The sequence below is a fragment of the Hansschlegelia sp. KR7-227 genome (assembly GCF_049446035.1).
Taxonomy (GTDB): domain Bacteria; phylum Pseudomonadota; class Alphaproteobacteria; order Rhizobiales; family Methylopilaceae; genus Methylopila.
In genome coordinates, this window is sequence record NZ_JBMSEA010000001.1 from 3,184,518 (window position 1) to 3,197,418 (window position 12,901).

Here is a 12,901-nt window from a genome sequence, read left to right on the forward strand (position 1 = left end):
TTCCCGCGCAACCTGATTCCGCACGACGTTTCGCAAATAGGATGCCATGAGCCGACGCGGGCGGCCACCCGCCTCCGCAGTGCTCCGCCGGACTGCCCAACGCGCCGCGACGCGCTATGGTCGCGTTGCGCCGCGCGACCGTCCCGCGCCACGATCCCTGGCCATCCCGAAGGAGCGGCATGATCGACGAGACCAGCCTCGCCGCCCTGTTTGAGGCCGCGCGCGCCGCGCAAGCGAGCGCGTATGCGCCTTATTCGGGCTTTGCGGTCGGCGCCGCCTTGTTCACGGTCGAGGGAGGGCTTCACGCCGGCTGCAACGTCGAGAACGCCGCCTATCCCTCGGGAACCTGCGCGGAAGCGGGCGCGATCGCGGCGATGGCGGCCGCCGGAGGCCGGCGGATCGCAGCCATTCTCGTCGTCGGCCCGGGCGAGGGGCTCTGCACCCCCTGCGGCGCCTGCCGCCAGCGAATCCGCGAATTCGCGGCCGGCGACGCGGTGGTGCTGGTCGCAGGGGCTGAGGGCGTCCGCCGACGCTTCACCCTCGACGAACTGCTGCCGGCGAGCTTCGGGCCCGGGAATCTCGCGGGCGGCGCCACGTGAGCGCTGAACCCGCGCCCCTGCCGCAGGAGCTGATCCGCGTGAAGCGGGACGGCGCCCGGCTTGCGCCGCGGGAAATCGGCGCGCTGGTAGCAGGCGTCGCGTCCGGCGCGCTGAGCGACGCGCAGGTCGGCGCCTTCGCGATGGCCGCCTTTCTCAACGGCCTCGACCGCGACGAGACGGTCGCGCTCACCGCGGCGATGACGGCGTCCGGCGTCCGGCTCGACTGGCCGGACGTGGACGGTCCCGTGCTCGACAAGCACTCCACCGGCGGGATCGGCGACGCCGTGAGCCTGCTGGTCGCCCCGGCCGTCGCGGCCTGCGGCGGCGTCGTGCCGATGATCGCGGGCCGCGGCCTCGGCCACACCGGAGGCACGCTCGACAAGCTCGACGCCATTCCCGGCTACGTCACCGGGCCGAACCTCGACGTCTTCGTCCGGACGGTGCGCTCCGCCGGCTGCGCGATCGTCGGGCAGACGGCGGAGATCGCCCCGGCCGACCGGAGGCTCTATGCGATCCGCGACGTCACGGCGACGGTGGAATCGATCCCGCTGATCACGGCTTCCATCCTGTCGAAGAAGCTCGCCGCCGGGCTCTCCTCGCTCGTGCTCGACGTGAAGACCGGCTCCGGCGCCTTCATGGCGACGACGAAGCGCGCCGAGGCGCTCGCCCGCTCGCTGGTCGAGGTCGCGGCCGGCGCGGGGCTGCCGGCGGTCGCGCTGCTGACCGACATGGACGAGCCGCTCGCTTGCGTCGCCGGCAACGCGCTGGAGACGCGGCATGCGATCGAGATCCTGGCGGGGCGGCGCAGCGACGCGCGCCTGATGGAAGTCACGCTCGCGCTGGGGGCGGAGATGCTGCTCCTTGGCGGGCTCGCGCCCGACGCGGCCAGTGCCCGCTCGGCGCTCGAAGCGGCCTTCGCCTCCGGCGCCGCGGCGGAGCGCTTCGCCCTCATGGTCGCGGCGCTGGGCGGGCCGGGCGACATCGTCGAGCGGCCGGCGACGCATCTGGCCGCGGCGCCCATCGTCCGCGCGGTGACGCCGGAGCGCGACGGCGTCGTCTCCGGCGTCGACGCCCGCGCGCTCGGCCTCGCCGTCGTGGCGCTGGGCGGCGGACGAACCGGCGCCGATGACGCGATCGATCACGCGGTGGGACTCGCCGAATTGGCCGGCGTCGGCGAGGAGGTCGGCGCGGCGCGCCCGCTCGCGACCGTCCACGCCCGCGACGAAGCCGACGCCGAGCGGGCGGCGGCGGCGGTCCGCGCCGCTTACCGGCTCGCGGCTTCGGGCGAGCCGGTCCGGCGACCGCCCCTGATCCAGGAGCGCATCGCATGAACGGGCCGATCTCCCGCCTTTCCCTGCCGCCGCGGCGGCGGCGACCGTGAACCGCGCGCTGCTTCTCATCCTCGATTCCGTCGGCGTCGGCGGCGCGGCGGACGCGGCGGCCTTCGGCGACGAGGGCGGCGACACCGTGGGCCATATCGCCGAGGCCGCCGCCCGCGGCGAGGCCGACCGCTCGGGGCTGCGGCGGGGCCGGCTCGCCGTGCCTAACCTCGTCGCCCTCGGGCTGGGCGAGGCGTGCCGGATCGCCGCCGGCCGCACGCCGACGGGCCTCGAGGGCGAGGCCCGCCGCGGAGCCTATGGCGCGGCGGAGGAGATCTCGTCCGGCAAGGACACGCCCTCCGGCCATTGGGAGCTCGCGGGCGTGCCCGTGCCCTTCGACTGGGGCTATTTTCCGAGAACCGAACCGGCCTTCCCCAAGGCGCTGACCGACGCGCTGATCGAGCGTGGGGCGTTGCCGGGCATCCTCGGTGACCGCCACGCCTCCGGAACGGCGATCATCGCCGAACTCGGCGAAGAGCATGTCCGGACGGGAAAGCCGATCTGCTACACCTCCGCCGACTCGGTGTTTCAGATCGCCGCCCATGAGGAGGCCTTCGGGCTCCAGCGGCTTTATGCGCTGTGCGAGACCGCCCGGGAGTTGGTGGACCCGTATGGAATCGGCCGCGTCATCGCCAGACCCTTCGTCGGCGCGGACGCCGGCTCCTTCCGGCGCACCGCCAACCGGCGGGACTACGCCACGCCGCCGCCTGAGCCGACGCTGCTTCGGCGGGCCTCGGACGCGGGACGCGCCGTCGTCTCGGTCGGCAAGATCGGCGACATCTTCGCCCATGACGGCACGGGGCGGATCGTGAAGGCGGTCGGCAACGACGCGCTGCTGGACGCAGCGCTCGGCGCCTTGGCGGACCTTCCCGAGGGCGGCCTCGTCGTCGCGAACCTGATCGACTTCGACACCGAATTCGGCCACCGCCGCGACGTGGCGGGCTACGCCGCCGCGCTCGAGGCCTTCGACGCCCGACTTCCCGAGATCGAGGCGGCGCTGGCGCCCGGCGATCTCTGCGTCGTCACCGCCGACCACGGCTGCGACCCCACGTTCCGCGGCGCAGACCACACCCGCGAGCGCGTGCCGGTGCTGGCCTTCGGGCCCAGCGTCGCCACGCGCTCGATCGGCCTGCGACGGACCTTCGCCGACGTCGGCGCCACGCTCGGCGCCCATCTTGGGCTTGGTCCGGGGCCGTACGGCGAACCCTTCCTGTGACCGTCAACAAGGAGCGCCGGCCGATGGCCCGGGTCACCGTCGTCGACCACCCCTTGGTGCAGCACAAGCTGACCCTGATGCGCGAAAAGGAGCGCTCGACCGCCAATTTCCGGCGGCTTCTGAAGGAGATCGCCTTCCTGCTCGCCTATGAGGTCACGCGCGACCTGCCGGTCGAGCTGGTCGACATCGAGACGCCGATGACGACGATGAAGGCGCCGATGCTCTCGGGCAAGAAACTGGTCTTCGCGTCGATCCTGAGAGCGGGCAACGGCCTGGTCGACGGCATGCTCGACCTCGTGCCGTCCGCCCGCGTGGCCCATGTCGGGCTCTACCGGGACCACGAGACGCTGCAGCCCGTGCGCTACTTCTTCAAGGCGCCGTCGGATCTCGGGGAGCGGCTCGTCATCGTGGTCGATCCGATGCTCGCCACCGGCAACTCCGCGGTCGACGCCGTCGCGGAACTGAAAGCCGCCGGCGCGAAGGAGCTGCGCTACCTCTGCCTGCTCGCTGCGCCCGAGGGCGTCGCGCGATTCCACGAGGCCCATCCCGAGGTGCCCATCATCACGGCGGCGATCGACGAGAGGCTGAACGAGGTCGGCTACATCGTGCCCGGGCTGGGCGACGCCGGCGATCGGCTCTACGGGACGAAGTGAGGGGATGCGTCGCCAGCCCCCTTCGCCGACCCGACGCTCGTCGCTGCGATTGACATAGCCCCGCTCAGCGCTCCAAACGTCCGCGCCTGTCGTTCTACCGGAGCCTGCCCCGATGACCCACGCCGATCTCGCCGCCGTCGTCGACGACGCCTGGGAGCGCCGCGCCGAGATCTCGCCGTCGACGAACGGCCCGGCGCGCGAGGCCGTCGAGGACACGCTCGCCGCGCTCGACGCGGGAACGCTGCGCGTCGCGACGCCGGAGAACGGCTCCTGGACGGTTCACCAATGGGTGAAGAAGGCGGTGCTGCTGTCGTTCCGCCTGAACGACATGGCGCGCATTCCCGGCGGTCCCGGCGAGGCCGGCTGGTGGGACAAGGTGCCGTCGAAATTCGACGCCTGGACCGAGGTCGAATTCCGCAACGCCGGCTTCCGCGCCGTGCCGGGCTCGATCGTGCGGCGCTCCGCCTTCGTGGCGCCGGGCGTGGTGCTGATGCCGTCCTTCGTGAATGTCGGCGCCTATGTCGACTCAGGGACCATGGTCGACACCTGGGTGACGATCGGCTCCTGCGCCCAGATCGGCAAGGACTGCCACATCTCCGGCGGCGTCGGCATCGGCGGCGTGCTGGAGCCGCTGCAGGCCGGGCCCGTGATCATCGAGGACAATTGCTTCATCGGCGCCCGTTCCGAGGTCGCCGAGGGCGTGATCGTCCGCAAGGGCTCCGTGCTGTCGATGGGCGTGTTCCTCGGCGCGTCGACCAAGATCGTCGACCGGGCGACCGGCGAGACGTTCTATGGCGAGGTCCCGGAATATTCGGTCGTCGTGCCGGGCGCGCTGCCCGGCAAGCCGCTCAAGGACGGAACGCCTGGCCCCTCGCTCGCCTGCGCGGTCATCGTGAAGCGCGTCGACGAGAAGACCCGCTCCAAGACCGGCATTAACGAACTGCTGCGGGCGTAAAGCGCGTCGTGCCCGCGAAGGCGAGGGTGACGGTGAGGGGATGGAGGCGGCCATGAGCATCGACGCCCGGGACCCCATCGCCGTCGCGCAGGCGCTGATCGCCTGCGAGAGCGTCACTCCGGCGGAGGGCGGCGCGCTGGCGCTGCTCGAATCTCTGCTGGAGCCGCTGGGCTTTTCCGTGGAGCGCCCCGTCTTTTCGGCGGAAGGCACGCCGGACGTCGAAAATCTGTACGCCCGCCGCGGCCAGGGACCGGCCTTCGTGTTCGCCGGCCACACCGATGTCGTGCCGACCGGCGACCCCGCCCGCTGGACGCACGCGCCGTTCTCCGGCGCGGTCGTGGGCGACCAGCTCTACGGCCGCGGGGCGGTCGACATGAAGGGCGCCGTCGCCTGCATGGTCGCGGCCGTCGCGCGGCGGCCGGACGCCGCGCCGGTCGCCTTCCTGATCACCGGCGACGAGGAAGGGCCCGCCGTCAACGGAACGCCCAAGCTGCTCGCGTGGGCGGCCGCCCGTGGCGAGGCGTTTTCGGGTTGCCTGCTCGGCGAACCCACGAACCCCGACGCCCTGGGCGACGAGATCAAGGTCGGCCGCCGCGGCAGCCTGTCGGGCGTGGTCACGATCCCCGGGGTCCAGGGCCACGTGGCCTACCCCCACCGCGCCGACAATCCCGTGCGCAAGCTCACCCAGGCCCTGTCCGCGCTGATGGACGAGCCTCTCGACGACGGGACGGAGCATTTCCAGCCGTCGAACCTCGAAGTCGTCGGCGTCGAAAGCGGCGCCGGCGCGTTCAACGTCATACCCGGCGAAGCCACGCTGCGCTTCAACGTGCGCTACAACGATCGGCACGACGCAGAGAGCCTCATGACGCTGATCGCGGGGCGGCTCGATCGGGCCCTCGGCCCGGACGGCTACGCGCTCGCCTTCGAGCCGCACACGGGCGACGCTTTCCTGACGCCCCCCGGTCCGCTCAGCGCGCTCGTGGCGGATGCGGTCGAGGCCGAGACGGGACGGCGCCCGGCGCTCACGACGTCGGGCGGCACCTCCGACGCGCGCTTCATCAAATCCTATTGCCCGGTGGTCGAGTTCGGGCTTGTGGGACGTACCATGCATCAGATCGACGAGCGCACGCCGCTCGCCGACCTCGAAGCCCTCACCCGGATCTACGAGCGCGTGCTCGCGAAAGCCGTCGGCTGACCGTTCGATCCCAACGCAAGGTCCTGCATGCCCATCGCGATGTGGTGCGTCCTCCTCGCCGGAATCCTGCCGATCGCGACCACCGGGCTCGCGAAATGGGGCGCCAAGGATTTCGACAATTCCAAGCCGCGCGAATGGGAGACGTCGCTCGAAGGCTGGCGCAAGCGCGCCAAGGCGGCCGCGAGCAACGCCTTCGAGGTGTTTCCCTTCTTCGCCGCGGCGGTGCTCGTCGCTTGGACGCAAGGGGCGCCGCAGGAATGGGTCGACCGGCTCGCGATCGTCTTCGTCGTCGCTCGGCTGGCCTATGTCTGGGCCTATGTGGCTGACCGGCCGACCGTCCGCTCGGGCGTGTGGGCGCTCGGCTTCTTCGTGACGATCGCGATCTTCCTCGCGTCGCTGTGGGGCGGCGGCGACGCGCCGCCGCCGCCGGCCTGACGTCTTACTCGGCGACGAGCGCCATCCCGAGCTCGGACGCCTTGTCGTGGACGTCGGTCTGCGATCGGCGCAACCGCATCGCGATGACGCTCGCCGGCACCTTCGCGCGGATGAGTTCCTGAAGCTCCCGGACGTTCTCCACCGTCCAGGCGCGATCCTCCTGCACTTCGGCCATGGCAACCTCCTCTGCGTTGCTTCGCCACGGGGTTGAGGTATGAGCGGAGGATGGCGCGTCGAGCGCTAGGCACGCCTAAAAAAGCGGCGCCCGCTGGGCCGCGAAACCCGTCGACCGAGATCCCGCCAGACGTTCCAGGAGGAACATGCGCGCCATTCTCGCCCTCACGCTCTGTCTCTTCGCGGGACCGTCGCCTGCGGCCGAAGGCGGCTGCGAAAGCTTCGCCTGGCCGATCGAAACGGACGCCGCGTTGCTCGCGGCGGCCGCACGGGTGGACAGCGGCGCCGTCATCGACGTCACGGCTCCGACAGGCGTCCGGGTTCTGATGGTCGACGCCGGCGCGGCCGGCTACGTCATTCCGCCGTCGAAGCCTCCCGCCCCGGGCGCGCCGGGCGGCGTGCTGCGCTTCGAGGCGCTCGCCGGCGTCTACCAGATCACCGTGAGCGACCGGGTGTGGCTCGAGGTCGTCCAAGACGGGGTTTTGCTCGAACCCATGGCCCATTCCGGCGCGCCCGACTGCGACGGCGCGCGCAAGAGCATGCGCTTCGACCTCGTCGGCGGGCCCGCGACGCTCCAATTCTCGGGCTCGCCGTCGCGCACGGTCGCCGTCGCGATCACGCGGTCGCCGAAGGATGCGCCGAAATAGAGCTGCCCGTTGCAAACGGAGCGGTCGCCGCGTATAAGCCGCACCTTCCCGCGCGCCCGGCCAAGAATGGGCTGCCGTGGCGCGCCAAACCTGCTCAAGGCCTTGGGGCTGTCCGGATCGACCTTCCCGGGTCGAACGGCCGACCGCTTGAGGCCTTGCTCTATTTCGGAGAGCGAAATGCCCAAGATCAAGTCCAAGTCGGCGGCGAAGAAGCGCTTCCGCTTCACCGCGACCGGCAAGGTCATCTCCGCTCAGGCCGGCAAGCGCCACGGGATGATCAAGCGCACCAACAAGCAGATCCGCAACCAGCGGGGCACCACGATCCTGACGCCTGCGGACACGCGGATCGTCCGGACGTTCCTGCCCTACGGCTGACGCCCGCTTTCGCGCTGATTTTTCCGACCACGCTTTTTCGATTTCTGAGAGATGACATCATGGCTCGCGTAAAACGGGGCGTCACGTCCCACGCCAAGCATAAGAAGACGCTCGACGCCGCCAAGGGCTTCTATGGCCGGCGCAAGAACACGATCCGCGCCGCCAAGGCGGCCGTCGATCGTTCGATGCAGTACGCCTACCGCGACCGCAAGAACAAGAAGCGCACCTTCCGCGCGCTCTGGATCCAGCGCATCAACGCCGCGGTCCGCGAGCACGGCCTGACCTATTCCCGCTTCATCAACGGGCTCGCGCTCGCCGGGATCGAGGTCGACCGCCGCATGATGTCAGAACTCGCGATCGCCGAACCCGCTGCGTTCGCGGTGCTCGCCGAGAAGGCGAAGGCCGCGCTGCCGGCGTGACCTCTCAGGCGCCGGCCTCGGCCCCTTCAGCGTAAAGCTCGTCATCCTCCGGCTCGACCGGAGGATCCATCTTCGGCGTAGAGCTCCAGTCCCGATATGGGTGGTCCGGTCAACCCGGACCACGACGCCGCGGGCAGGATGGGGCGTGAGCGCGACGCCTCCCCGAAGCGGAAGCGTCGCCCCGACGATGACCGACCTCTCCGACCTCACGACCCTCGAAACCGACGTCCTGTCGGCCGTCTCCGCCGCCTCCGACGAGGCGGCGCTCGAAGCCGTGCGCGTCGCGGCGCTGGGCAAGAAGGGCTCGGTCTCCGAGAAGATGAAGACGCTCGGCGGCATGGACCCCGAGCAGCGCAAGACCTTTGGGCCGGCCCTGAACGCGCTGCGCGACTCCGTCGCCGCGGCGATCGCCTCCCGGAAGGCCGCGCTCGCCGACGCCGCCCTTGAAGCGCGGCTCGCGGCCGAACGGCTCGACGTCTCGCTGCCCGTGCGCGAGACCGGCCTCGAGACCGGCCGCATCCATCCGGTCAGCCAGGCGACGGACGAGCTGATCGCAATCTTCTCAGCGATGGGCTTTTCCGTCGCCGAGGGCCCGGACATCGAGACCGACGAGCTCAACTTCACGGCGCTGAACTTCCCCGTCGGCCACCCCGCGCGGGAGATGCACGACACCTTCTTCCTGCCGACCAAGGTCGACGGCGAGCGCCTGCTGCTGCGCACGCACACGAGCCCGGTGCAGGTGCGCACGATGCGCGCTCAGAAACCGCCGATCCGCGTGATCTGCCCGGGCCGCACCTACCGGTTCGACATGGACCAGACGCACACGCCGATGTTCCACCAGGTCGAGGGGCTGGTGATCGACGAGAGCGCGCATCTCGGCCATCTCAAATGGGTGCTGGAGGAGTTCCTCAAGACCTTCTTCGAGGTGCCGAGCGTCGAGCTGCGCTTCCGGCCGTCCTTCTTCCCCTTCACCGAACCGTCGATGGAGGTCGACGTCCGGTGCCGCAGGCTGCCGAACGAGGTCCGGATCGGCGAAGGCGACGACTGGCTCGAGATCCTCGGCTGCGGGATGGTGCATCCCAACGTGCTCAGGAACTGCGGCATCGATCCGGACGTCTATCAGGGCTTCGCCTGGGGCATGGGGATCGACCGCATCGCCATGCTGAAATACGGCATGCCGGACCTGCGCGACCTGTTCTCCGCCGACGCGCGCTGGCTCGCCCATTACGGCTTCAAGCCGCTCGACGTGCCTAGCCTCGCCGGGGGATTGTCGTCGTGACCGTAGCGACGTGCTGCGTGTTTCGAGACGCGGGCCTGCGGTCCGCTCCTCAGCATGAGGCGCGTTTGCGTTCCGGCTTCCTCCCCATCCTCATGCTGAGGAGGGCCGAAGGCCCGTCTCGAAGCACGCAGGCGGTCGCTCCCAACCACTATTCGAAGCGGCCCGCAGGTTCCCGATGAAGTTCTCCCTCTCCTGGCTGAAAGAGCACCTCGCCGGCGACGCCGACCTCGTCGCGGTCACCGAGACGCTGACGCGCGTCGGGCTCGAGGTCGAGCATGTCGAGGATAAGGCGGGCGACCTGTCGGCCTTCGTGGTGGCCCATATCCTGGAGGCGAACCGGCACCCCAACGCCGACAAGCTGCAGGTCTGCAAGGTCGACGTCGGCAAGTCGGAGCCCCTTCAGGTCGTCTGCGGCGCGCCGAACGCGCGCGCCGGCCTGAAGGTCGTGTTCGCGGCGCCCGGAACCGTCATCCCGACGTCCGGCGTGAAGCTCGGCGCTTCCGAGATCCGCGGCGTCCCGTCTGCCGGGATGCTGTGTTCGGCGCGCGAGCTCGGCCTGAGCGAGGAGCATGACGGCATCCTCGAACTGCCGGCCGACGCGCCCGTCGGCAAGCCCTTCGCGCCGACGATCGGCCTCGACGACCCCGTCATCGAGATCGCGGTGACGCCGAACCGGCCGGACTGCCTCGGCGTCCACGGCGTCGCGCGCGATCTTGCGGCGGCGGAGATCGGAGAGCTCGTCGACCCGCCGGCGCCGGCGATCCGCGGCGCCTTCCCCTGCCCGGTCGCCGTGCGCTTCGACTTCGGCGACACGGCTCCGCTGTCGCCGTTCTTCGCGCTGCGCCTGGTGCGAGGGGTGCGGAACGGTCCTTCCCCGGAGTGGCTGCAGCGCAAGCTCAAGGCGATCGGCCAAAAGCCGATCAACGCCCTGGTCGACGTCACCAATTATCTGACCTTCGACCGCGGCCGGCCGCTCCATGTGTTCGACGCCGCCAAGGTGATGGGCGATCTTGTCGTCCGGCGCGGGCGGCCGGGCGAGGCCCTCGTCGCGCTGGACGGCAAGACCTACGCGCTCGACGACAGCATGTGCGTGATAGCCGACGATTCCGGCGTGGAGTCGCTCGCCGGAATCATGGGCGGCGCCGCCACCGGCTGCGACGCCTCCACCACCGACGTGCTGGTCGAGAGCGCGCTCTGGGATCCGCTCGCGATCGCCCGCACCGGCCGCGCGCTCAACCTCAATTCAGACGCGCGCCACCGCTTCGAGCGCGGCGTCGACCCGGCCTACGCGCTGCCCGGCCTCGACTTCGCGACCCGGCTGATCCTCGACATCTGCGGCGGCGAGGCGTCGGAGATCACGACCGCGGGCGATGTCCCCGAGCGCGACCTGATCATCGACTTTCCGGTCTCCGAAGTGCGGCGGCTCGCAGGACTCGAGGTCGCGGCGGCGGAGGTGAAGATTCCGCTTAAGATGCTGGGCTTCTGGGTCACCGGACATGGCGAGACGCTGAAGGTCGCCGTCCCCAGCTGGCGGCCCGACATCGAAGGCAAGGCCGACCTCGTCGAGGAGGTCGTGCGCATCATCGGGCTCGACCAGGTCAAGGCGACGCCCCTGCCGCCGCGGAGCGGCGTCGGCGCGGTGGAGCTGAGCCCTGTCCAGCGCCGCGCCCGCACGGCGCGCCGCACGCTCGCCGCACGCGGCCTGGTCGAGGCCGTGACGTGGTCCTTCGTCTCCAAGGCGTCTGCGGAGGCCTTCGGAGGCGGCGCCCCCGAGCTCGCGCTCGCCAATCCGATCGCCGCCGATCTCTCCGACATGCGCCCGAGCCTGCTTCCCGGCCTGATCGCGGCCGCCCAGCGCAACGCCGACCGGGGCTTGGGCGACGTGGCGCTGTTCGAGGTCGGACAAACCTTCCTGGGCGACCGCCCGCAGGACCAGCGCATGTCGGCGGCAGGCGTCCGCCGCGGAACGGCGAAGGCGCGCGGCGCCGGCCGCCATTGGGGCGAGCCCACGCTTTCCGTCGACGCCTTCGACGCCAAGGGTGACGCGCTCTCCGTCCTCGCCGCTCTCGGCCTGTCGCAGGCCTCCGTGCAGATCGCGCAGGGCTCCGCGCCGGACTGGCTGCACCCCGGACGCTCGGGCCTGCTCCAGCTTGGGCCGAAGCTCGTGCTCGGCGCGTTCGGCGAGCTGCATCCGCGGATTCTTCAGAAGCTCGGCGCCTCGGGCCCGATGGTCGGTTTCGAGCTGACGCTCGACGTCCTGCCCCAGCCCAAGGCCAAGGCGACGCGCGCGAAGCCGCCCTTCGAGGGATCCGCGCTCCAGCCGCTGACGCGCGACTTCGCCTTCGTCGTCGACAAGACGGTGCCGGCCGCCGATCTGATGCGCGCGGCGCAGGCCGCCGACCGCAAGCTCGTCACGCGCGTCGACCTGTTCGACCGTTACGAGGGGCCGGGCGTGCCGGACGGCAAGCTCTCGCTCGCGCTCGCCGTCACTCTTCAGCCGCGCGACAAGACGATGACCGACGTCGAGATCGAGGAGGTCTCGGCCCGGATCGTGGCGCAGGTCGAGAAGGCCACCGGAGCCACGCTTCGGGGCTGACGCCCGCGCAGCGCCTTCGATGAGCGGCGGTCGCGAAAGCCGCCAGAGCTGGACGAGCGATGCCTGAGCTGCCCGAAGTCGAGACCGTCCGCCGCGGGCTCGCCCCCGTCATGGAGGGTCGCCGGATCGAAGCGGTCGACGCGCGCCGGCCGGACCTGCGCTTCCCGTTCCCCACCCGCTTCGCCGAGCGGCTGACGGGGCGCACGATCGTCTCCCTCGGTCGGCGCGCGAAATACCTCGTCGCCGACCTCGACGACGGCGAGGCTCTGGTCATGCATCTCGGCATGTCCGGCTCGTTCCGCATTCTGCTGCCGGAGACGGAAGCCGCGCCCGGCGCCTTCCACCATCCGCGCTCCAAGGCCGCGGTCCACGACCATGTCGAGTTCCGGCTGTCAGGCGGCGCCACCGTCACCTACAACGACCCGCGCCGCTTCGGCTTCATGGCGTTGATCCCGCGCTCCGGTTTCGAGGCGCACCCGCTGTTTCGCCATGTCGGCGTCGAGCCGCTCGGGAACCGCCTCGACGCTACCCTGCTGGCGAAATTGTTCGCCGGGAAGAAGACGAGCCTGAAGGCGGCGCTGCTCGACCAGCGGCTGATCGCCGGCCTCGGCAACATCTATGTCTGCGAAGCGCTGCATCGCGCGAAGCTTTCGCCGACGCGGCTCGCCGGCACGCTCGCCCGGGAGGACGGGGGTCCGACGAAGCGGGCGGAGGCGCTCGCTCCGGCGATCCGGACGACCCTCGAGGACGCGATCGCCGCCGGCGGCTCCACCCTGCGCGACTTCGCCCACGCCGACGGCGCGCTCGGTTACTTCCAGCATTCCTTTCGGGTCTACGATCGCGAGGACGAGCCTTGTCCCACGCCCGGCTGCCGAGGGATCGTGAGGCGGATCGTCCAGACGGGGCGCTCCACCTTCTTCTGTGCGGAATGCCAGAGCTGACGGATGGGTCGCCCTGTTGCGTTCATGCGGGTGGACGC

Annotated in this window: 14 protein-coding genes; 13 read left to right on the forward strand and 1 reads right to left on the reverse strand. The window is 70.8% G+C overall.

Going from position 1 to position 12,901, the window contains the following annotated elements; genetic code table 11:
• The first annotated feature begins 179 nt into the window (after window positions 1-179).
• From ACO2RJ_RS14915 to ACO2RJ_RS14945, 7 genes are all read left to right on the forward strand, one after another.
• Window positions 180-599, forward strand: coding sequence for a cytidine deaminase (locus tag ACO2RJ_RS14915; protein WP_423268784.1), 420 nt, complete (start codon window positions 180-182; stop codon window positions 597-599).
• Window positions 596-1,930 carry a thymidine phosphorylase gene (deoA, locus tag ACO2RJ_RS14920; RefSeq protein ID WP_423268785.1) on the forward strand — a complete coding sequence of 445 codons (1,335 nt, stop codon included), beginning with the start codon at window positions 596-598 and terminating at the stop codon, window positions 1,928-1,930. Before ACO2RJ_RS14915 ends, deoA begins: the two co-directional genes overlap by 4 nt.
• Window positions 1,931-1,976: 46 nt before the next feature.
• Window positions 1,977-3,194, forward strand: coding sequence for a phosphopentomutase (locus ACO2RJ_RS14925; protein ID WP_423268786.1), 1,218 nt, complete (start codon window positions 1,977-1,979; stop codon window positions 3,192-3,194).
• Between the two features lie 23 nt (window positions 3,195-3,217).
• Complete coding sequence (gene upp, locus ACO2RJ_RS14930) at window positions 3,218-3,847, forward strand: uracil phosphoribosyltransferase (RefSeq protein ID WP_423268787.1); 630 nt, start codon at window positions 3,218-3,220, stop codon at window positions 3,845-3,847.
• A 112-nt stretch (window positions 3,848-3,959) separates the two neighbouring features.
• Complete coding sequence (dapD, locus tag ACO2RJ_RS14935) at window positions 3,960-4,802, forward strand: 2,3,4,5-tetrahydropyridine-2,6-dicarboxylate N-succinyltransferase (protein ID WP_423268788.1); 843 nt, start codon at window positions 3,960-3,962, stop codon at window positions 4,800-4,802.
• A gap of 58 nt (window positions 4,803-4,860) precedes the next feature.
• On the forward strand, window positions 4,861-5,997 hold the full coding sequence (dapE, locus tag ACO2RJ_RS14940) for a succinyl-diaminopimelate desuccinylase (RefSeq protein ID WP_423268994.1): 1,137 nt from the start codon (window positions 4,861-4,863) through the stop codon (window positions 5,995-5,997).
• A 27-nt stretch (window positions 5,998-6,024) separates the two neighbouring features.
• Window positions 6,025-6,432, forward strand: a complete 408-nt coding sequence (locus tag ACO2RJ_RS14945) for an MAPEG family protein (protein WP_423268789.1) — start codon at window positions 6,025-6,027, stop codon at window positions 6,430-6,432.
• A 4-nt stretch (window positions 6,433-6,436) separates the two neighbouring features.
• Here ACO2RJ_RS14945 and ACO2RJ_RS14950 read toward each other — a convergent pair whose 3' ends face one another.
• Window positions 6,437-6,607, reverse strand: coding sequence for a hypothetical protein (locus ACO2RJ_RS14950; protein WP_423268790.1), 171 nt, complete (start codon window positions 6,605-6,607; stop codon window positions 6,437-6,439).
• A gap of 145 nt (window positions 6,608-6,752) precedes the next feature.
• On the opposite strand from ACO2RJ_RS14950, the gene ACO2RJ_RS14955 reads away from it, so the two are divergent.
• The 6 genes from ACO2RJ_RS14955 (at window position 6,753) to mutM (ending at window position 12,863) form a co-directional block, all read left to right on the forward strand.
• Window positions 6,753-7,253 (forward strand): hypothetical protein, encoded by a 501-nt coding sequence (locus ACO2RJ_RS14955; protein WP_423268791.1) that lies wholly within the window; start codon window positions 6,753-6,755, stop codon window positions 7,251-7,253.
• Between the two features lie 177 nt (window positions 7,254-7,430).
• Window positions 7,431-7,628: a 50S ribosomal protein L35 gene (gene rpmI / locus ACO2RJ_RS14960; RefSeq protein ID WP_423268792.1), complete on the forward strand. Its 198-nt coding sequence runs from the start codon at window positions 7,431-7,433 to the stop codon at window positions 7,626-7,628.
• 59 nt (window positions 7,629-7,687) lie between these two features.
• Entirely contained in the window at window positions 7,688-8,047 is a 360-nt protein-coding gene (gene rplT, locus ACO2RJ_RS14965; RefSeq protein ID WP_423268793.1) for a 50S ribosomal protein L20, read from the forward strand.
• A gap of 187 nt (window positions 8,048-8,234) precedes the next feature.
• Complete coding sequence (gene pheS, locus ACO2RJ_RS14970) at window positions 8,235-9,326, forward strand: phenylalanine--tRNA ligase subunit alpha (protein ID WP_423268794.1); 1,092 nt, start codon at window positions 8,235-8,237, stop codon at window positions 9,324-9,326.
• Window positions 9,327-9,501: 175 nt separating this feature from the next.
• On the forward strand, window positions 9,502-11,922 hold the full coding sequence (gene pheT, locus ACO2RJ_RS14975) for a phenylalanine--tRNA ligase subunit beta (protein WP_423268795.1): 2,421 nt from the start codon (window positions 9,502-9,504) through the stop codon (window positions 11,920-11,922).
• A gap of 59 nt (window positions 11,923-11,981) precedes the next feature.
• Window positions 11,982-12,863: a bifunctional DNA-formamidopyrimidine glycosylase/DNA-(apurinic or apyrimidinic site) lyase gene (gene mutM / locus ACO2RJ_RS14980; RefSeq protein WP_423268796.1), complete on the forward strand. Its 882-nt coding sequence runs from the start codon at window positions 11,982-11,984 to the stop codon at window positions 12,861-12,863.
• Window positions 12,864-12,901 lie beyond the last annotated feature (38 nt).

What these genes read in the sequence shown, in the direction of transcription:
- ACO2RJ_RS14915 (WP_423268784.1), top strand. Translation starts at nt 180, where the DNA reads ATGATCGACGAGACCAGCCTCGCCGCCCTGTTTGAGGCCGCGCGCGCC.
- upp (WP_423268787.1), top strand. Translation starts at nt 3,218, where the DNA reads ATGGCCCGGGTCACCGTCGTCGACCACCCCTTGGTGCAGCACAAGCTG.
- dapD (WP_423268788.1), top strand. Translation starts at nt 3,960, where the DNA reads ATGACCCACGCCGATCTCGCCGCCGTCGTCGACGACGCCTGGGAGCGC.
- ACO2RJ_RS14945 (WP_423268789.1), top strand. Translation starts at nt 6,025, where the DNA reads ATGCCCATCGCGATGTGGTGCGTCCTCCTCGCCGGAATCCTGCCGATC.
- ACO2RJ_RS14950 (WP_423268790.1), bottom strand. Translation starts at nt 6,607, where the DNA reads ATGGCCGAAGTGCAGGAGGATCGCGCCTGGACGGTGGAGAACGTCCGG.
- ACO2RJ_RS14955 (WP_423268791.1), top strand. Translation starts at nt 6,753, where the DNA reads ATGCGCGCCATTCTCGCCCTCACGCTCTGTCTCTTCGCGGGACCGTCG.
- rpmI (WP_423268792.1), top strand. Translation starts at nt 7,431, where the DNA reads ATGCCCAAGATCAAGTCCAAGTCGGCGGCGAAGAAGCGCTTCCGCTTC.
- rplT (WP_423268793.1), top strand. Translation starts at nt 7,688, where the DNA reads ATGGCTCGCGTAAAACGGGGCGTCACGTCCCACGCCAAGCATAAGAAG.
- pheS (WP_423268794.1), top strand. Translation starts at nt 8,235, where the DNA reads ATGACCGACCTCTCCGACCTCACGACCCTCGAAACCGACGTCCTGTCG.
- pheT (WP_423268795.1), top strand. Translation starts at nt 9,502, where the DNA reads ATGAAGTTCTCCCTCTCCTGGCTGAAAGAGCACCTCGCCGGCGACGCC.
- mutM (WP_423268796.1), top strand. Translation starts at nt 11,982, where the DNA reads ATGCCTGAGCTGCCCGAAGTCGAGACCGTCCGCCGCGGGCTCGCCCCC.